Source organism: Azospirillum humicireducens, assembly GCF_001639105.2.
GTDB lineage: Bacteria > Pseudomonadota > Alphaproteobacteria > Azospirillales > Azospirillaceae > Azospirillum > Azospirillum humicireducens.
The window spans coordinates 532,483-551,820 of sequence record NZ_CP028903.1; the positions used below are offsets into that span (position 1 = coordinate 532,483).

The following is a 19,338-nucleotide window of genomic DNA, read 5'->3' on the forward strand; positions in this document are numbered from 1 at the left end:
CTCAGGCGCCCTCCCCCGGCTGGTGGACAAGACGCAGGCGGCGGGCCAGCCAGGGCCACACACCCTCCGGCCGGAACACCACGATCACCACCAGCGCCACGCCGTAGAACAGCTGCTTCAGCCCCGGCAGGTCCAGCCCGCCGGCCTCGATCAGGAAGGTCAGCAGCTCGCCCAGCGGGGTCAGGATGAAGGCGCCCAGGATCGGGCCGACCAGCGTGCCGATGCCGCCGACGATGGCCGGCAGGATGATCTCGATGGAGCGGCCCATGGAGAAGACCTGCTCCGGGAACAGATTGTTGAAGTAGAAGGCCTGGAACACGCCGCCCAGCGCGGTCAGGGCGGCCGACACCGCCACCGCGGTCATGCGGGCGCGGAACAGGTCGACGCCCGACGCCTCCGCCGCGTCAGGTTCCTCCCGCACCGCCAGCCACTGGTAGCCGAGCCGGCTGTGCAGCAGCAGGCGCGACAGGACCAGCGCGCCCAGCACCAGAGCCAGCGCCACATAATAGAACAGCAGGGGCGAGCCGCGCAGGTTCAGCGGATCGCTGACCCCCGCCTCAACCGGCAGGAAGAAGCCGCCGGAGCCGCCGACCCAGCCGATGTGGTCGAAGCCGACGCGCGCCACCTCGGCGAAGGCGATGGTCAGCAGGGCGAAATGCACCCCCTTCACCCCGAAGCGGAAGCCCAGGAAACCGATGGTGCAGCCGGCCGCCACCGCGACCAGCATCGCCAGCACCATGCCGGCCCACGGGCCGATGCCGAAATGGACGAACAGCGCGGCGCTGACATAGGCGCCCAAGCCGACATACAGCGCATGGCCCAGCGACAGCAGGCCGGAAAAGCCCATCATCACGTTCCAGGCCTGCCCGACATAGGCGAACCACAGCACCGTGGTCAGCACCGACACCAGATAACGGTCGGCGACGAGGGGGGCCACCGCCAGCCCCAGCGCCGCCAGGGCCAGCAGGACCATCCCGCGTCCCGTCACCCCCTTAAGGCCGCTCATGACCGTTTCCCCAACAGCCCTTGCGGGCGCAGCAGCAGAACCACGATCAGCACCCCGTAGCTGAACAGGGATTTCAGGGACGGCGTCAGCAGGAAACCGGCCAGCGCCTCCGACATGCCGATCAGCACGCCGCCCAGCAGCGCGCCGGGCAGGCTGCCCAGCCCGCCGACGATGACGATGATGAAACTGAGCAGTGTGTATTCCGGGGCCAGCTGCGGCCGGGCATCGACCAGCAGCGTCATCAGCGCACCGGCCACCCCGACAACGGCGGCGCCGATGCCGAAGGTCAGGGCATAGAGCCCATCGATGTTCAGCCCGACCACGCGGGCGCCCAGCGGGTTGTCGGCGCAGGCGCGGATCGCCTTGCCGGTGCGGCTGAAGCGGAAGAAGGCGAACAGCGCAGCCGCCACCACGATGGCCGCCGCTCCGGCACGCAGCCGCACGGCGTCCAACAGCATCGGCCCGATCTCCACCGTGTCGAAGCTGTAGGGCACCTGCACGTTGCGGGCGTCCGGGCCGAACAGCATCAGCATGGCGTTGACCAGGATGGTGGCGATGCCCAACAGCAGGATGAACTGCATGTGCTCCGGCCGCTCGACGAACTTGTTCACCAATCCGCGCTGCAGAAGCCAGCCGCAGGCGAACAGCAGCGCCGCCATGATGGGCGCCGACAGCAGCGGGTCGAGCCCCCACCAGCCGCCCAGCAGAACGGCGCCGTACATGCCCGCCACCATCATCTCGCCATGGGCGAAGTTGACGACGCGCACCACGCCGAAGATGACCGATAGCCCCAGTGCCGCCAGCCCGTAGACCAGGCCGGTCAGCAGCCCGGAAGCCGCGATGTTCAGGTAATAGTCGATCGGCATGGGCGGCGGATTGTCCGAACGGTGAGATTCTGCGGGTTAGCAGTCCCCGTTGGTCCAGGCAAGACAGAATGACGGAGGCGGCGTGCGATTCGACGCTTTCCATGTGCTCCTTTATGGGCGGCCCGCCAGCATTGCGCCGCCGCGCAGCGTCGCGATCCGTTCCGCCACGTCGTCGAGCCGATGGTCGAGTGCGGTGGCCAGGCAGGACCGGGCCGATGCTGCGACAGCCGGGTCGCCTTCCGTGCCGCTGCGGATCCAGCAAAGCGCGGCGATCCGCTCGTGGAAGCGCCGGTCCTCCTGGATCAGATCGTAGGCGGCGGCGGCGCGGGCGGCCGGATCGGCGATGCCGGCCAGGAATCGCTCCTGCGCCCCGCGGGCGCGGCCGTCCAGCAAGGCAAGGGCCGGCACGTCGCAGATCATCCGTCTGAGCGGCGCGGTGACCGTGGCGCAGCGCGGGTCGGCCTCCGGCTGCGGAGGCGGTTCCGGTGTGGGCGGCCGAGGGACGGCGGCGGGAGCGGTGGCAGTGGCATTGGCTGGGGATGGCGACGGCTTCGGCGGTTTCCCTGCGGCTGCGGGTGCTGCCTTGACCGCAACGGGAAGCGGTCCCGCCGGCTGCATGGCCACGGGCATCGGCGGCTTTCCCCCCAGCGAGCCCCGCACCACCCGCACCGGTGTCCCCACCTCCGCCGTGGCGAAGACGGTTTCGATGTCGGCGGGCAGCATGCGGAAACAGCCGCCGCTGGCTTGCCTGCCGACCGAGTCCGGATCGTTGGTGCCGTGGATGGCGATGGCCGGCCAGCCGAGGTCGAGCGCGAATTTTCCCAACGGGTTGTTCGGCCCCGGCGGCACGGCCCGCGGCAGGGACGGCTTCTCGCGCCGCTGGTTGGCGGTCGGCCTCCAGGTCGGGTCGCGGCGCTTGCGCTGGATGCTGCTGTCGCCGACCGGAATCGGAACGCCGGGACGGCCGATGGCGACCGGAAAACCGCGGGTCGTGCCGTCCGCCCCGGTCAGGTACAGTCGGCGATCGGCAAGGCTGATGGCGATCGACGGTCCGGCGGCCGCGAGTCCTTGCCTCTCGTCCGGCGTCTGCGCCGCCGCGGGGAGAGTGCGTGCCCCCACCAGCAGCATGAAAAGGATGGCAAGACCGCACAAATGGCTGCGTGCCAGGATGGCCGGGACGGCTGTTGTCGGATGGGGGATGGCGCCTTCGCCGCCGCCTCCCGGAATGGTCGTGGATCCGCGCATGCGGAAAGTTGAACGCGTGTCTCCTAAAACAGGGTAAACAGCAGGGGACGACGGCTTCCAGGGGATGGGGGCCGCCCCGACAGCAAGGACGTGCATCATGGACCAGATCGAGCAGACGTTGGCCGTGGCGACGGAACATCACCGTGCCGGCCGCACCGCGGAGGCGGAGCGCCTGTACCGCGACGTGCTGGACGTGTCGCCCGGCCATCCGGACGCCCTCCATCTGCTGGGGGTCATCGCCCTGCAATCCGGCCGGACGGAGGAGGCGGTGGACCGCATCGCCCAGGCCGTGGCCGGCGACGACGATTCTCCCCTGTTCCATGCCAATCTGGGCCACGCCCTGCACGCTTGCGGACGCCAGCGCGAGGCGGCGCTGAGTTTCGCCCGCGCGCTCGCCCTGCTGACCAACGAGGGAGAGGGCTGGGGCAATGTCGGGGCGTTGGCCAACCTGATCCGCCGCTATGACGACGACATCCGGGCCGCGGCGGCGGCGGAGGTCGATGCCCGCTATGCCATGGGCGACGTGATGCGGCGTCAGTCGCTGCTGTTCCTGCTGACCGGCGACATCGTCTATTACCGTGCTCTTGTCAGTGCGGTGCTGGACGATTCCCTGCGCTTCTCCGTGCCGTCGCTGCATTACGCCTATTGGGGCATCGCCATGCGGCTGTTCCAGGGCGATGTCCGCAAAGGCGACGTCGCTGCCTTCACCAACGGCGAGTTCCGCCGCTTCTACCGCCTTCTGGTGGAGGAGACGGCGCGCCGTTACGACCTGGAGCCGATGCTGCGCAGGGCGGCCCCGCGTACCGAGGTGAAACGCGTGGTGCTGATCACCAACCAGATGCTGGGCGAAGGGCACCAACCCACCGCCGACGCCTTCGATTATGCCCGCCGCCTTCAGGACGACCAGGGCTGCGAGGTGCTGATCCTGAATCCCAATGCGATGGCGGTGTCGGGCGAGAACGGTTTCGTGCCCGAATACAGCTACAATCTCACCGAGGAGTATGAGGGCGAGCAGACCATCGCCGCCCATGGCGCCGCGGTGCGTATGCTATCCTTCTCCCAGCCCCGATTCGACGAGGAGAAGCTGACCGCCATCGTCGAGGCCGTCGAACGCTTCGATCCCGACGTGATCGTCGCCTTCGGCGGTTCCAACACCGTCTCGGACCTGTTCGCGCGCAGCCGCCCGGTGGTGTTCCTGCCCACCTCCAGCGGCCTGCCGCCGTCACTCGCCACCATTCTGCTGGGCTACGCGCCGGAGGACAGCGCCGCCGGCTGGCCGGCCGAGGCCCAAGCCCGCTTCCGCCCCTTCTCCTTCGGCTGGACCCTTCCGGAGGGCGGGCCTGCCCGCAGCCGTGCCGATTTCGGCCTGCCCGACGGCGGGCCGCTCTATGTCGTCGTCGGCAACCGGCTGGACCAGGAGGCCGGCGCCGATTTCCTGGAGACGCTCGACCGCCTGCTCGACCGGGTGCCCGACGCGCAGGTCGCCTTTGCCGGTGCGGTGCAGGACCTGCCCGGCCGCATTGCCGGCAACCGCAATGCCGCAAGGATGAAGACGCTTGGCCATGTGGACGGCATTCGCGGGCTGTACGCCGTGGCGACGGCCTATCTGAATCCGCCGCGCCAGGGCGGTGGCGGCAGCGCGGCCTTCGCGTTGGCCGAAGGGCTGCCGGTGGTGACTTACGCCCGCGGCGACGTGGCGGGCGTCGCCGGTCCGACCATGACGGCCGCGGACGAGACCGCCTACCTCGAACGCGCGGCTGCGCTGGGCACGGATCCCGCCGAAAGGGCAAAGGCCGCCGAGGCGGCGCGCGCCCGCTTCGCGGAAACGGGCGACCGTGCCCGTTCGGTGGAAAAGCTGCTGGACTACGCGCGCGAGGCGCAGGGGCTGTTCTGACGGACCGGCTGCGGGCGGCGGGTGGGGGCGATCACGCCCCCCTCCTCCGTTGCGGGGTGACGCCATGGAACGGGCGAACTCATACGCTGAGCGGACGAATCATGCATGACCGCGGGTCAGGTGGTGCACAAGCTGCTGGGCATGCACCGGCAGCGCCGGGACGCTGCGGGCACAGAGGGTTAGGTGCCGGAGCGCCCACGCATCGCTGAGCGGAACCGATCGGATCGCCCCTGCCCCGCCAGATCGTTGCGCGGCGGCTTCGGGGACCACTGCCAACCCCACTCCGCTCTCGACCATCCGGCACACCGCTTCGAACCCGCCAACACGCACCCGGAACTTGAGCGTGCGGCCGGCCCTGGCTGCGTGGCTGACAAGGTGCGCCTGGAGTGCGCTGCCGTGCCCCAAGCCGATGAAAGGCTCGTCCAGCACCTCCCGGAACGCGATCCCGGTTCGGTCGGCCAGAGCGTGACCGGCCGGCACCACAAGGACAAGCTGGTCGGTTCGGAACGGTATGGTCTCTAGGGTGCCGAGGTCCACCGTGTCGGCAACGATGCCGAAGTCTGCGAGCCCGCTTGCGATGGCAGCAACGATCTCGCGGCTCGGCCGTTCTTCCAGATCGACGTCGATCCCAGGGTGATCCGCAAGGAAGGAGGCCAAGGAGTCGGGCAGAAACTCGGCCAAGGCCGCAGTGTTCGCCAGCACCCGCACATGGCCGCGAAGGCCTTTGGCGTACTGCCCCAATTCGCCCCGCATCTGCTCAAGCTGGCCCAGCACAACGCGGGCGTGGTGGACGACTGCTTGGCCGGCCGGCGTCGGTCGGACACCACGGGGCCGACGCTCCAACAAGAGCACGCCTCCAGTCATCTCCATGCTGCGGATACGCTCGCTCGCGGACCCGAGCGCCATCCCGGCTCGCCCAGCCCCGCGGGTGATGCTCTCAGCCTCGACAACATGTAGGAACAAACGCAGGTCGGTGAGATCAAAGCGCATCCCTGATTATCCCAAATTCAGCGGCATGGCGGCAAGAGCCTTCGGCAGCACCGAAGGCTGGCAGCATTCACTTCCGCATTGTCGCGTGCCAACCATCCATGCAACTTGGGTTCATGGCGCAGGCCACATGAGCAACGATCATTTGTGGACGGAGCCGACATGAGGCCGCCGTTGTCGGCTTTGGCGGGTGTGACCGCTCTCGCGGTGATGGTCCAGCCTGTGGCCGACCAGACCTCATGCCCCGCTCAGGCCCTTGCGGATTTCCGGCGACGACCGCCTCCCCTCTGACGCCGGCTCGACGTGGACGCAATGCTCCAGAACAGGCGCCTGCACGACCAACCTCTCACCCCCCCTTGCCAGCGTATCCAGCCATGCCATTCACCTTCGAGCCGCTTCCCATCGCCGTTGCGGCGCTTACGTTCCTGCTCGCCGGCTTCGTCAAGGGCGTGATCGGGCTCGGTCTGCCTACTGTCGCCATGGGGCTGCTCGGCGCGGTGATGGAGCCCGCTCAAGCTGCCTCGCTCCTGATCGTACCCTCGCTTGTCACGAACGTCTGGCAGCTCGCGACCGGGCCGCGCTTCGGTGTCCTCGCGCGTCGGCTATGGCTCATGATGGTGGGCGTTGTTGTGGGCACGCTTGCCGGTACCGGGTTCATGCAGGGGGGGCATGCAGAACAGGCCGCCACCGCGCTCGGCGTGGCACTGGTGGCCTACGCCGTGCTCGGCCTCACCGCCATCCGCTTTGCGGTGCCGCCACGGGCCGAGTGGTGGCTGGGTCCGGTGATCGGCGTCGTGACCGGGCTGGTGACCGCCGCCACGGGCGTGTTCGTGATCCCGGCGGTGCCCTATCTCGGCGCGCTCGGACTGACGAAGGACGAACTGATCCAGGCGCTCGGGCTATCGTTCACGGTGTCCACCGTGGCGCTTGCCGCTGCTTTGGCGGGCGGTGGCACTTTCGAAGCCGGCACGGCTGGCGCTTCGGCGCTCGCGCTCGCTCCGGCGCTGATCGGCATGACCATGGGCGGGTGGGTGCGAGGCCGGGTTAGCGAACAAATGTTCCGGAGATGCTTTTTCCTTGGTTTGCTCGCACTCGGCGCCCATCTCGCCTCGCGGACGCTGATATGAAGGAGATTCGACGCTCCAGGACGTTATGCGCGGTCAGGAAGAGTTTCAACCGCTGCATTCATACGCCATTCGGACTTCGCGCCTGCCGGCGTACACAGTCGCGGGCGCTCGTTCGGATAGTCAGAACTTTCCGAACCCGGTGCTACAGCCCCAGATAGGCCTGCTTCACCGCCGGATCTGCCAGCAAAGCCACGCCGCTTCCCGACAGCACCACCCGGCCATTCTCCAGCACATAGGCCTGCCCGGCGATCCGCAGCGATGCCGCGACATTCTGTTCGACCAGGATGATCGTCATCCCGTCGGCCGCAAGAGCTCGGATGATGCGGAACAGTTCCTGCACCAATGCGGGAGACAGCCCGAGCGACGGCTCGTCGAACATGATCAGGTCGGGCTTGCCCATCAGGCAGCGGCCAATCGCCAGCATCTGCTGCTCGCCGCCGGACAGGGTGCCGGCGGCCTGGTCCAGCCGCTCGCGCAGGCGGGGGAACAGGTCGAGCACGCGGTCGTAGGTCTGGCGGGCGGCGGCGCGCGCGCGCGGGATGACGGCGCCCATCTCCAGATTCTCCCGCACGCTGAGGCTCGGGAAGATCTGCCGGCCTTCCGCCACCTGCCCGATGCCCAGGTTGCAGACGACATGGCTAGGCAGGCCGGCGATCTCGCGGTCCTTGTAGCGGATGCTGCCGCGCGCCGGCTTCAGGATGCCGGCGATGGCGCGGATCAGAGAGGTCTTGCCCGCCCCGTTGGCGCCGACGATGGCGGTGGTCGCCCCCGCCGCCACCTGCAGGGTGACGCCGTCGAGCGCCTGGGCGTCACCATAGTACAGGTCGAGGTCGGAAACGGTCAGCATGGCAACGGATCCGGTCGCAGCAGGGCCAAAGGCGGATGGTGCCCTCTATAGCGCGATCATTTCACGAAGAACACCGCGCTCATCACCAGCCCGACGGCGATGATGCCCGCCCGCAGCACCGGCTTGGGGATCTTCCGCCCCACCCTGGCACCGACATAGCCGCCTGCCACCGCGGCGACCGTCATCAGCAGCGCCTTCGGCCATTCCACCGCCCCGCCGGCGGCATAAGCGACCACGGCGATGGCGGTCAGGACGGCGGAGAACAGGTTCTTCAGCCCGTTCATGGCGTTCAGGTCGGTCATCCCGAACAGGCTCAGTTGCGCCAGCAGCAGGATGCCGAGGCCGCCGTTGAAATAGCCGCCATAGACCGACACCGCGAACAGCGTGCCCAACATAGCACCGTTGCCGTGCAGGCCGAGGCTGCGCAGCCGCTGCGCCAACAGGTTGCCGAAGGCGAACAGGCCGGTCGCCAGCAGCAGCAGCCAGGGGACGATGCCGCGGAACACCGAATCCGGGGTCACCAGCAGCAGGCCCGCTCCGGCCAGTCCGCCGACGAGGCTGACCACCGACAGCAGCGGCAGACTGAGGCTGCCGACCGGCGTCAGATCCTGCCGGTAGCCGTAGACCCCGCTGGCATAGCCGGGCAACAGGGCGACCGTGCCGGTCGCGTTGGCGGCGACCGGTGGTACCCCGGCATAGATCAGCGCCGGCAGGGTCAGGAAACTGCCCCCGCCGGCAACCGCGTTCATTGCTCCGGCGAGAAAGGCCGCGGCCAATAAAATCAATTCCATCATGATATTAAGGACGATTCCTCAACTCCCGGCGAATGATCTTGCCGGTGGTGGTCATGGGCAGGCTTTCGAGAAATTCGATTGCGCGCGGATATTCGTGGGCGGCCAGCCGCGTTTTCACATGGTCCTGGATCGAGGCGACGAGCGTGTCGTCCGCCGTCACCCCCTCCTGCAGCACAACGAAGGCCTTGACGATCTCGGTGCGCAGCGGGTCGGGGATGCCGACCACAGCCGCCATGCGGACGGCGGGATGGCCGATCAGGCAGTCCTCGATCTCGCCGGGACCGATCCGGTAGCCGGCCGAGGTGATGACGTCGTCGTCGCGTCCGACGAACCGGATGTAACCATCCTCGTCCAGTTCCCCCTGGTCGCCGGTGACCAGCCAGTCGCCGACAAATTTCGCCGCGGTGGCGTCCGGGTTGTTCCAGTAGCCGAGGAACATCACCGGATCCGGCCGGCGGACCGCGATCAGCCCGATCCGCCCCGGCGGCAGGCGGTTGCCCTCGCCGTCGATCACCGCCACGTCATGGCCGGGTACCGGGCGGCCCATGATGCCGGGCTTCGGCGCCATCAGCGTGGCGGCCGAGGAGACGATCATGTTGCATTCGGTCTGGCCGTAGAACTCGTTGATGGTGACGCCGAAGGTCTCGCGCCCCCAGTCGAGGAGCCCGGCGCCCAAGGTCTCGCCGCCGCTGGCGACGGAGCGCATGGCGATGGCGTGGCGTGTCCGCGGAGCCGTCACCGAGCGCATCATTTTCAGCGCCGTCGGCGGCAGGAAGGCGTTGCGCACCTGGAACTCGGCCAGCAGGGCGAAGGCGGCCTCCGCCTCGAACTTCTCGAACCGGTGGGAGACGACCGTCACCCCATGGTGCCAGGCCGGCAGCAGCACGTCGAGCAGCCCGCCGATCCACGCCCAGTCCGCCGGCGTCCAGATGCGGTCGCCCGGTTGCGGGAACAGCTCGTGCGACATCTCCACGCCGGGCAGATGGCCCAGAAGCACCCGGTGCGCATGCAGCGCCCCCTTCGGCTGGCCGGTGGTGCCGGAGGTGTAGATGATCAGGGCCGGATCGTCGGGACCGGTGTCGGCCGGCGTGAAGTCGTCCGACGCCGCGTCGCACAGCCCATGCCAGTCGAGGCAACCGGGCCCCGACCCGTCGATGCGGAAGACGGCACGCAGGTCCGGCAAGCGGTCGCGGATCTGGGCGATCTTGGCGGCGCCGGCGGCGTCGGTCACCACCGCCCGGGCGCCGCAATTGGCCAACCGGTACTCCAGCGCCTCCACCCCGAACAGCGAGAACAGCGGCACCGCGATGCCGCCCAGCTTGTAGACGGCGACATGACTGACCGCGGTTTCCGGCGCCTGGGGCAGCAGGATGCCGACCCGGTCGCCGCGGCCGATGCCTTGGGCGCTGAGCGCGTTGGCGAAGCGGTTGGACAGGGCGCGGATGTCGGCGAAGCGGTATTCCTCGACCCCGCCGTCGCGCCGCTTGTGGATCAGGGCGATGCGGTCGGGCTCGGCTTCGGCCCAGCGGTCGCAGACGTCGACGCCGATGTTGTAGCGGTCGGGGATGCGCCAGGCGAAGGCGCGGGACACCCGGTCATAGCTGTCCGCATTGGGCAGCATGTTCGTTCCCTCCCAAGGGCTTGTCGTCGATTCCTTTCCGGAATCCTTGGCCCGATCATAGGAGCAATCGAGGCACCGCGTCACGCACCGGGAATAAGATGCGGGTCAGCCATGTTGATGGCGTCAGGAACGAACTGTTTCGTGCCGATCCAAACAGGACGAGAGCGACCATGAAAGCCAGCCCCTTCCTCGCCGCCGCACTGTCCGCCAGCCTGCTTGCGGCCCCGCTTGCGGGCTGCGCCCAGCCCGGCTACGGCGACTCCTATGGCGGCATCAGCGCCAACAAGCAGACGGCCGGTACGGTGCTGGGCGGCGTGGTCGGCGGTCTGGCCGGCTCGCGCTTCGGCGGCGGCAGCGGCAAGCTGGTTGCGGTCGGCGTCGGCACGCTGCTGGGTGCGGCACTGGGCAGTGCTGCGGGAGCCTCGCTCGACCGCGCCGACCAGACCTATGCCCAGCAGGCGGCGGCCAACGCCTACAGCGCGCCCACCGGCAGCACCGTGCGCTGGAACAATCCGGATACCGGCAATTACGGCAGCTACACCCCGGTTCGCGAGGGAACCGGACCGCAAGGCCAGCTTTGCCGCGAGTATCAGACCACCATCGTGGTCCAGGGCCGCACCCAGCAGGGCTTCGGCACGGCCTGCCAGCAGGGCGACGGCTCCTGGCGCGTGGTGAGCTGACGGGGGGCGGAGAAGGATCAGGCGAGAGCCGCCCGTCGCCGGGCGGCGCTGCCGGCAGGGGAAGAGAGCGAAGGCACATGTCCGGTCAGGGCGTCGGCGATGCGCACCGCCCCTTCCCCGTCCAGCGGCAGCGCGGCGGCGGCATCCTGCATCCGCTGCCGCCGCGGGCCATCGGCCCACAGAGCGAGCGCCCGCTCGGTAATGATCCGTCCCGCCTTGGCCGGATCGCTGCCGCGGGCGTCCACCGCCTCGCTCCAGCCGAGTTCGGCTGCATCGCCGCTCGCCACCGCCTGATTGTCGGCAGTGACCACCAGCAAGGTCGGCACCGCCAATGCGGCCAGTTCCCCCATGGTGCCGCCGCCTGCCGAAACCGCCAATCCACAGTCGGCCATCAACGCGCCCATGCGCGGGCAATCGATCTCCACCCTGACATCGGGGCCGAGCCGGTCGGCGAGTGACGCCAACTCCGCCGCGCGCGGGTTGCTTCCGCCGACGACGGCGACGATCCGGCAGCCGTCCGGCCGGACCGCGGCGAGCGCCTCCACCACCGGACCGGTCAGCCCCAGCGGATCGGAGCCGCCGAAGGTCACCAGCAGGACCGGCCGTTCGTTCGTGCTCCGCAACGGCTCGCGGGCGGCAAGCCGCACCTCCCGCCGCAGCGGGGCATAGCCGGGGCCGAGCAGCAGAACAGCACCCGGCGCCATCGTTCCATAGGGCAGAGCCGCAGCCTGCGGTGCGGCGTTGACCACGAGGTCGGCATGCAGCGGGGTTCCGTCGCCGAGATCGTCCCAGGCCAGCACCCGTGCGCCCGCTGCCTGCAACCCGGCGCGGTAGGCCTCGCCGAAGCGGTAACCGTCCAGCATCACGGCACTGCCATGTTCCCGCCGCAGCAGCGAGCGGGTGGCGGCCAGATCCGCCGCCTCCCCAACCGGGCCGGCAATGGTGAGATGGCGGAAGCCGTCAGCCGACAGCCGGCGGTCGATGGCGGGGGTCGATTCCACGGCGGCGAAGATCGTCTCGTGCCCCCGGTCGCGCAGAGCCTCGGCAACGGCGAGGCAGCGCATGACATGGCCGGTGCCGATGGTGGGCGAAGCGTCGGCTCGGATGAGGATGACGGCCATGGCGCTGGTCCGGTAGAGACGGCGCCGCGGGTCATCCACGGCGCATGGTGTCGAGTCGCCAGCATCTTGGCCCGGCACTTTGCGCCTGTCCAGCGACAGACCACTCTACGCGCAGGGGGGAAGCAGAGGCCGTCAGGTTTCCCGGCCGGCGATGACGCTGGCGGCGGTGGCGAGGCTTTCCGGTGTGCCGATGTCGAGGAAGCGGGCCTTGGCGACATGGGCATTCAGCGTACCGGGCGGCAGTTTCTCCAGCACGTCGCGTTCCAGCGAGACGGCCCCCGCCGCGATGAAGCGGTCGAGGAAGGCGGCGGAGAACAGGTAGACCCCCGCATTGATGGTGCCGGCCCCGGCGGCCTTCGCCGGGAAGCTGCGGATGCGGCTGTCCGGTCCGATCTCCACCCGCACGAAGCGGGAGGCATCCTCCACCGTCACGCACAGGACCGACGCCTCCGCTCCCGAGAGGCGGTGCGAGGCGATGAAGGCGCGCAGGTCGGCATCCAGGAAGGTATCGCCGTTCACCACCAGAATGGTGCTGCTGCGCAGTTCCTTGCGCACGTAACCGAGCGCCCCGGCGGTGCCCAGCGGGCGCGGCTCGATCTGGCAGACCACGTCGATGGTGCCGGCCGAATCGCCGCGGGCGAGCCAGGCGGTCACGCGGTCGGCAAGATGGCCCAGGCACAGCACCACCCGCCGCGATCCGTATGTAGACAAATAGTCAAGCAGATGGCCGAGGAAGGCGCGGCCCGCGATCGGGGCCAGAACCTTCGGCGTGTCGCCCAGTACGCCCCGGATTCGCGTGCCCAGCCCGCCGGCAAGCACTGCGACGTCTATGTTGGCAAGAGCGTCCTCAGACCGCACCGACCGTCCTTTCCCTCAAGCCCCGCTGCCGCCAGCCGGCCGACGATGCAGCTTACGACGGCGCGGGCGCCGGGTCATCCACCCTGCGCGGGACCCGGCGGGCATAGTCGATAATGGGCGCGAACGGGAATCGCAATGCGGAATCGCGCTGACGCTTCCGCTCGGATGGTCAGGCCGCCGTGCCATTGGCGTCAGCCAGACGGCGAAGGCGCTGTGCCACCATGGATAGCGTGGCATCATGCCCGGCCGGATCCCCGACCAGCGCCATCGACGGAAACCAAGGTCGGACCGCTGTTCCCAGCGACGACCAGTCGTTGGTTCCCATGCCGATCCGCCAGACCGGAATGCCCAGCGCGGCGGCGAGCTCCCCCACGGCGGTCGGTGCGGTAACGACGAGGTCCAGGCCGGCCATCAGCGCCGCCACGCCTTCCAGGTCGTTGCGCTGGTCGAGGTCGGGCCAGTGGTGCAGGGGCATGCCGAAGCGCTGCTGCGCCTCCGCCCGCTCCGCCGCATGCTCGTCATACTGAAGGCTGAGGAAGGTGATGCCGGGCAGGGTGAGGAGCGGTCCCCACTGGGCGATGCGGCTGTAGGCGCCGGCACGGTCCGCCGTCATGCGGCTGCTGCGCCAGCAGATGCCAACCCTCAGGCCGGGGCCCAGGGCCGCCAGCCGTGCGCGCCATGCCGCGGCCGCGGTCCGGTCGGGCATCAGGAACGGTAAAACCGCCGGGAAATGCCGCAGGGCGGGGCGCAACCGCGCGGCGACCGTGCCCATCGGGGCGTGGACATCGACGTCCTGCGGACCGGTCCGATGATCCGGCGTCGGCGCCCGCACCTCGGCCCCCGGCAGCGCGCGGGCAAACAAGGCGGTCAGGCGGGGGTCGCACTCGACGATCACCCGCCCGGCCCGGCGGACCAGATCGGGCAGCACGGTTCCGAACAGGATTTCGTCGCCCAGCCCCTGCTCACCCCACACCAGGATGCTGCGGTCCGCCAGATCCTCTCCCTGCCATTCCGGAATGCCGAAGCGGCGAGGCACGGCGTCGCCGGCGGCAAAGCGGTGGGCGTAATCCTCCCAACCGCCGACGATGTCGCCTTCTGCAAGCCGCAGCAGGGCCCGGTTCATCCGCGCGTCCCCCCGGCCGGGTGCGAGCCTCAGGGTTCGTTCGGCGCAGGCACGCGCGAGCCTGCGCTCGCCCCGCAGCAGCGCCGTATGGCCTTGGTTGAGCAGGATGTCCGGCAATGCCGGGGCGAGAGCCGCCGCGCGGCGGTGGGCGTTCAAGGCCTCGCCCCACCGTCCGAGCCCGGCCAGAGCCATGCCCAGGTTCGACCAACCCTTGGCCGAAGTCGGAACGATGCGCAATGCTCTTCGGCTGTGCTTGGCGGCGGCGTCGAATTGTCCCTGTCCCTTCAATGCCGCTGCGGCCGTGGTGAGTACCCCGGCGAGGGACGGCGAGAGCGCCGCGGCACGGATGCAGGCCGCCTCCGCCTCCCCATAACGCCGGTCGGCGAGCAGAGCGGCGGCAAGGTTGCCCCAGCTTTCGGCAATCTGTGGACGCAGCCGGAGGGCGCGGCGGTGAAGGGCCGCGGCATCCGCCGCCGCGCCGCCGGCCTGGAGGGCGACGCCGAGATTTCCAATCGCCTCCGTGAAGGCCGGGTTCAGCGCCACTGCCCGCCGATGCCAGTGGATGGCGGCTTGCGTTTGACCCGACCCGAGCAGGGAAAGGCCGCCGTTGGTCCAGCCCGGCGGATGCAGCGGGTCGGCGGCGACCGCCTTGCGGTGGAGGGTGGCGGCCTCGGCAAAGCGGCCCTGGCGATGCAAGGAAACTGCCTGTTCCAGCAATATCCTGCTGGATTGCTCCGAACCACCTCCCGAAGGCCGGTCGGCGTCTGCAGCCAGCCTCGCCAGGCAGCGGGCCATGTCCTCCAGCGTTGCCGACAGCGGTTCGCCGGGGCGGGGTTGGAACAGGCGCATCGATGGATACCAGGGACGCACCCCCGCCCCCAGCTGCGTCCAATCGCGGCTGCCGAAGCGCCAGACCGGCGCGCCGAGCGCACCGGCAAGTTCGCCCACCGACATCGCCGGCGAGATGACGAGGTCCAGCCCGGCGATCAGTGCGGCCACGCCGTCGAAATCATCCTTGCGGTCCAGATCGTCCCAGCGGTGCAGCCGGATACCGAAGCGCTGCTCGGCCTGCCGGACCTCGTCCTCCACCTCGCCATATTGCAGCACGACCCAGTGAATTCCGGGCAGCGCGAACAGCGGCGCCCAGGCGTCGAGCGGCAGATAGGCGATGCTTCGCTCGGCCGTCATCAATTGGCTGCGCCAGCCGATGCCCACCCGCAGGCCGGGTCCGAGCTTTGCCAGCCGTCCGCGCCATCGCTCGGCCAAGGCAGCGTCGGCGATCAGCCAGGATGGGCGCGGCGGGAAATCGGCCAGCCTGCGGCGCAGGACCCGCGGCAGGGAGCCCATCGGCACATGGCGGTCGTAGTCCGGGATCGCCATCGCCTCCCGTCCCTGTCCGTCCAGGGCCTCTGCCCTCACCCTGAGGGTCGGAAAGGATCGGGCGAACAGCGGAACCAGCCGGCGATCGACCTCCAGGATGGTGGAGACGGCGCGGCCGGCCAACTCGGAACAAAGGGCGGAGAACAGGATGCTGTCGCCCACCCCCTGCTCTCCCCAGATCATCAGGCGGCGGCCGGTCAGGTCCTCGCCGCGCCAGGGCTGGGCACGGGGCTGGCGTCCCTGTCCGACCTGCCCCGATCCGAAACGCCAGGCATAGCCGGGCCAACCGCGATCGAGGTCACCGGCTTCCAGCCGCAGCAGGCCCTTGTTGAAATGGGACAGCGAAAGGTCCGGGCGCAGGCACAAGGCGCGGTCATAGCACCGCTCCGCCCCGCTGGCGTCGCCAAGCCGCTGGCGCGCCAGCCCCAGATTGCTCCACGCCTCGCCATAGGCGGGATCCAGGGCCAGGGCGCTGCGATGGCAGACCGCCGCCCCGGCATGGTCGTGCCGGCCCTGGAGCAGGTGGCCCAGATTGTTGCGCGCCGGTGCCTCCCATGGGGCAAGGAGGATGGCGCGGCGTTGGGACCGTTCGGCCTCGGCGAAACGCTCGGCGTTGCGCAGGGCGTTGCCAAGGTTGGTGTGGGTTTCGGCCAGGGCGGGATGGAGAGCCAGAGCGGTATGCCAAGCCCGCCAGGCCTCTCCGGTGCGGCCGGCGGCGTGGAGGGCATTGCCCAGATTGTTCCACGCTCCGGCGAAGTCCGGACGATGGCCTATCGCCTGCCTGTGCAGTGCCTCGGCCTCCGCGTAGCGGCCCTGGGCGTTGCGGATGCTGCCGAGATTGTCGAGGGCTTCCGCATGGTCGGGCTCGATGGCGGTCGCCGCGTCGAAGCAGGTGGCGGCATCGTCCAGCTGACCAAGCGCTTTAAGACATAGCCCCAATCCGTTGAGACAAAAAGCATTCCTTGGATCAAGCCGCAGGGTGTCAGCATAGCGCTCGGCGGCCTCTTCCGTTCGTCCTGCGGCATGGAGTGCCGCGGCCAGTGCCGACAAGGTCGTGGGATCGTTGGTGCCGCCGCCCAATGTCGCAGCCATGCGCAATGCGTCCGCGGCGTCCGCCATCCGTCCAAGATGACGCAGGCTGACCGCAAGGTTGGTCCAGGGCCGGGGATCGCCGGGCAGCAACTCCGCCGCCATCGCGTGGGCTTCAAGCGCCTCTTCTGCCCGACCGAGCCCTTGCAATGCAGCGCCAAGGTTCAGGTGGGCATCGGCCAGCCTGGGGGACAGGCGGGCGGCCTCGGCATAATGGGACGCCGCTTCCCTCAACCGCTCCTGGGCCGCCAACACCAGTCCCAGGTTGAAATGAGCGCCGACATGGCCGGGGCTACAATCCAACGCCTGCCTCTGTGCCGCCTCCGCCGCATCCAGCCTGCCCAGCCTTTGCAGCACGATGCCCCGGTTGGCATGGTAGTCTGCGACCTCCGGCGCAAGCTGGACAGCTTTATCAATCAGGACAATAGCTTGTTCGTTTTTATTGAGTTGATGGTAGAGGACGCCCAGCAGATGCAGGGCATCTGCATGAAGCGGTTCCGCATCGAGAACCTGCCGATACAGCGGTTCGGCCTCTGCCAGGGCGCCAGCCTGATGGTGCCGAAGCGCTTCGGCAAACCGGTGGGTAACGCTCACAGATCACCTGTAGAAAATCTTGCAATCATTTGTGCTGCTTGAGGAATAATATCGGCAATGGCAGTCCCCCCCTGGGGATGGATGCAGCGCATGGTCGGGAACCAGGGACGCACCGCGGTGCCCAGTTGGGTCCAGTCGCGCCGGCCGAGCCGCCAGACCGGCACGCCGAGAGCAGCCGCCATCTCCCCGGCGGAAGACGCCACGGTGACCGCCAGATCGAGGTTCGCCATCAGGGCCGCCGTGCTCTCCAGATCGCCGATCTGGTCCAGATCCGGCCAACGGTGGATGCGCAGACCGAACCGTTCCTCGACCGCCGCGATCTCCTCCTCGCGTCCGTCATATTGCAGGCTGACCGGATGCAGGCCGGGAAGGCGCAGCAAAGGACGCCAATCGTCAAGCCGGGTGTAGGACGGACGACGTTCGGCGGTGAGGCGCTGGCTGGTCCAGGCGATGCCGACCGCCAGACCCGGGCCGAGCGCGTCCAGCCGCTGCCGCCAAGCCGCCACCCGCTCGGGGTCCGGCTTCAGCCACCCGGCGGGAGGCGTCGGGACGGGGGCGGTCCTCCACATCAGCCGCGGCAGCGAACCGAAGGGCAGATGGCAGTCTGCGTCGCCCGGCCGACGCGTCGGAGCCCGAATGACGGTGCCGGGGAAGGAACGCTGGAACAGCGAAACCAGCCGCGGTTCGCATTCGACGATCAGGTCGGGAAAGCGGGCGATCGCCAGCGGCAGCAGGGAGCCGAACATGAATTCGTCGCCCAGGCCTTGTTCCGCCCACAGCAGAAGGCGGCGTCCGGCGAGATCGTCGCCCTTCCATTCCGGAATATCGAATGGACGCTTGGTTCTCAGCAGGCCGGAGTCGAAGCGGGCGGCATAATCCTCCCACCCCTCGGCCAAGCGTCCCTGGCGCAGGCGCAGGATGGCGCGGTTGAAACGGGCAAGCGCCTGAGCCGGATCGGCGTCGAGGGCGCGGGTGAATTCCTGCTCCGCTCCGGTCTCGTCGCCCAGGTCCTGAAGCGCGAGCCCCAGATTGGCATGGGCGGCGGCATAGCCGGAGCGCAGGTCCAGCGCACCGCGCTGCAGATCGGCGGCCTCGCGCGTCCGGCCCTGCAGGCGGCGGGCGGTGCCGAGGTTGGTCATCGCCTCCGCCATGGCCGGCGCCAGCCGCAGCGCACGGGCGAAGGCCTCCGCCGCGGCATCGATGCGGTCGGCGCCTTGCAGGTCGAGACCGAAAGCATTCCACGCCTCGGCATCTGCCGGTTCCAATGCCAGATAGCGGCGGTAGACCGGCTCGGCGACCTCATGGCGACGCTGGAGGGAACCGGCCAATGCCAGCGCCGCGGGGGCATGGTCGGCCCGGCGGGCCAGGACGGCGCGCAATGCCGCCTCACCCTCTTCGGCGCGGTCGAGGTCGAGCAGGGCGAGCCCCAGCGCGGCGCGGGCCTCGGTCAAAGCCGGGTTGGCGGCCAGGGCATGACGCAGCAGCGGCTCCGCTTCCGCAGAACGGCCGAGGCTGCGCAGCACGGCGCCGAGGTTGCCCTCCGCCTCCGCATAGTCGGGACGGGCGCGCAGGGCCGCACGGTAGGCGGTGGCCGCTTCTTCCCTCTTTCCCTGGGCGTTCAGGGCGTTGCCCAGGGAGTTGGCGGCCTCGGGGAACGGGTTGCGCAGACGCAGGGCGTTGCGGGCCGCCCGCTCCGCCTCTGCCGAACGGCCAAGGGCCTGGAGCGAATAGGCGAGATTGGCATGGTAATCGGGCACGTCGCGCTTGGCCGCCACCGCTTGTCCGATCAGGTCGGCGGCTTCTTTGAGGCGGCCGGTCTGGCAGGCGATCATGCCCAGCAGGTGGAGCGCGTCGGGCTGGCGCGGCTGGATGCCGAGCGCCTGACGGTAAAGGGCTTCCGCCTCCGCCAGACGGCCGGATTGGTGCAGCGGCACGGCTTGTCCCACCAGCGCCGCGGCGGTGGCGGCGGCGTTGCCCGATTTGCGCTGGTTGCGGTTCATGCCCCTGCCGTTCCCGTTGGCTACGGGTAAGGGATAGCACGAATTCAGCGCAGGGGAATGGGGCGTGGCGGTTGCGCCCGCCCCTCCCTACCCCTCCCCAGCCCTC

Annotated in this window: 14 protein-coding genes; 3 read left to right on the plus strand and 11 right to left on the minus strand. The window is 69.3% G+C overall.

The window, feature by feature from the left end; all coding sequences use genetic code 11:
• Position 1: 1 nt before the first annotated feature.
• The 3 genes from A6A40_RS20075 to A6A40_RS20085 all read right to left on the minus strand — a co-directional run bounded on the left by A6A40_RS20075 (position 2) and on the right by A6A40_RS20085 (position 3,117).
• Positions 2-1,006: a branched-chain amino acid ABC transporter permease gene (locus A6A40_RS20075; protein ID WP_108547652.1), complete on the minus strand. Its 1,005-nt coding sequence runs from the start codon at positions 1,004-1,006 to the stop codon at positions 2-4.
• Positions 1,003-1,872 carry a branched-chain amino acid ABC transporter permease gene (locus A6A40_RS20080; RefSeq protein ID WP_108547653.1) on the minus strand — a complete coding sequence of 290 codons (870 nt, stop codon included), beginning with the start codon at positions 1,870-1,872 and terminating at the stop codon, positions 1,003-1,005. The genes A6A40_RS20075 and A6A40_RS20080 overlap by 4 nt, the downstream gene beginning before the upstream one ends.
• A 111-nt stretch (positions 1,873-1,983) precedes the next feature.
• A complete protein-coding gene (locus tag A6A40_RS20085) occupies positions 1,984-3,117 on the minus strand; it encodes a L,D-transpeptidase (RefSeq protein ID WP_167562501.1) in 1,134 nt (377 codons plus the stop codon).
• Positions 3,118-3,214: 97 nt separating this feature from the next.
• Here A6A40_RS20085 and A6A40_RS20090 point away from each other — a divergent pair, with 97 nt between their 5' ends.
• The gene (locus A6A40_RS20090) at positions 3,215-5,011 is read left to right on the plus strand and encodes a tetratricopeptide repeat protein (protein WP_108547654.1); all 1,797 of its coding nucleotides are present in this window, start codon (positions 3,215-3,217) and stop codon (positions 5,009-5,011) included.
• 99 nt (positions 5,012-5,110) lie between these two features.
• Here the strand turns inward: A6A40_RS20090 and A6A40_RS20095 are convergent, their stop codons facing one another.
• Positions 5,111-6,001, minus strand: a complete 891-nt coding sequence (locus A6A40_RS20095) for a LysR substrate-binding domain-containing protein (RefSeq protein WP_108547655.1) — start codon at positions 5,999-6,001, stop codon at positions 5,111-5,113.
• A gap of 371 nt (positions 6,002-6,372) precedes the next feature.
• Between A6A40_RS20095 and A6A40_RS20100 the strand changes: the two genes are divergently transcribed.
• Entirely contained in the window at positions 6,373-7,125 is a 753-nt protein-coding gene (locus A6A40_RS20100) for a sulfite exporter TauE/SafE family protein (RefSeq protein WP_108547656.1), read from the plus strand.
• 142 nt (positions 7,126-7,267) lie between these two features.
• Here A6A40_RS20100 and A6A40_RS20105 read toward each other — a convergent pair whose 3' ends face one another.
• Genes A6A40_RS20105 through A6A40_RS20115 form a run of 3 tightly spaced genes read right to left on the minus strand, consistent with a single transcriptional unit; the run spans position 7,268 to position 10,387 of the window.
• The gene (locus A6A40_RS20105; protein WP_108547657.1) at positions 7,268-7,972 is read right to left on the minus strand and encodes an ABC transporter ATP-binding protein; all 705 of its coding nucleotides are present in this window, start codon (positions 7,970-7,972) and stop codon (positions 7,268-7,270) included.
• 56 nt (positions 7,973-8,028) lie between these two features.
• Entirely contained in the window at positions 8,029-8,766 is a 738-nt protein-coding gene (locus A6A40_RS20110) for a sulfite exporter TauE/SafE family protein (RefSeq protein WP_108547658.1), read from the minus strand.
• Between the two features lie 4 nt (positions 8,767-8,770).
• The gene (locus A6A40_RS20115; RefSeq protein ID WP_108547659.1) at positions 8,771-10,387 is read right to left on the minus strand and encodes an acyl-CoA synthetase; all 1,617 of its coding nucleotides are present in this window, start codon (positions 10,385-10,387) and stop codon (positions 8,771-8,773) included.
• 170 nt (positions 10,388-10,557) lie between these two features.
• Between A6A40_RS20115 and A6A40_RS20120 the strand changes: the two genes are divergently transcribed.
• Positions 10,558-11,067 (plus strand): RT0821/Lpp0805 family surface protein, encoded by a 510-nt coding sequence (locus tag A6A40_RS20120; RefSeq protein ID WP_108547660.1) that lies wholly within the window; start codon positions 10,558-10,560, stop codon positions 11,065-11,067.
• Between the two features lie 17 nt (positions 11,068-11,084).
• Here the strand turns inward: A6A40_RS20120 and pseG are convergent, their stop codons facing one another.
• The 4 genes from pseG to A6A40_RS20140 form a co-directional block, all read right to left on the minus strand.
• Positions 11,085-12,188, minus strand: a complete 1,104-nt coding sequence (gene pseG, locus A6A40_RS20125; RefSeq protein ID WP_108547661.1) for a UDP-2,4-diacetamido-2,4,6-trideoxy-beta-L-altropyranose hydrolase — start codon at positions 12,186-12,188, stop codon at positions 11,085-11,087.
• Positions 12,189-12,320: 132 nt separating this feature from the next.
• Positions 12,321-13,046, minus strand: a complete 726-nt coding sequence (locus tag A6A40_RS20130) for a nucleotidyltransferase family protein (protein ID WP_108547662.1) — start codon at positions 13,044-13,046, stop codon at positions 12,321-12,323.
• Between the two features lie 169 nt (positions 13,047-13,215).
• A complete protein-coding gene (locus A6A40_RS20135) occupies positions 13,216-17,232 on the minus strand; it encodes a tetratricopeptide repeat protein (protein WP_108547663.1) in 4,017 nt (1,338 codons plus the stop codon).
• Positions 17,229-19,232, minus strand: coding sequence for a tetratricopeptide repeat protein (locus A6A40_RS20140; RefSeq protein ID WP_108547664.1), 2,004 nt, complete (start codon positions 19,230-19,232; stop codon positions 17,229-17,231). The genes A6A40_RS20135 and A6A40_RS20140 overlap by 4 nt, the downstream gene beginning before the upstream one ends.
• Between the last annotated feature and the right edge of the window lie 106 nt (positions 19,233-19,338).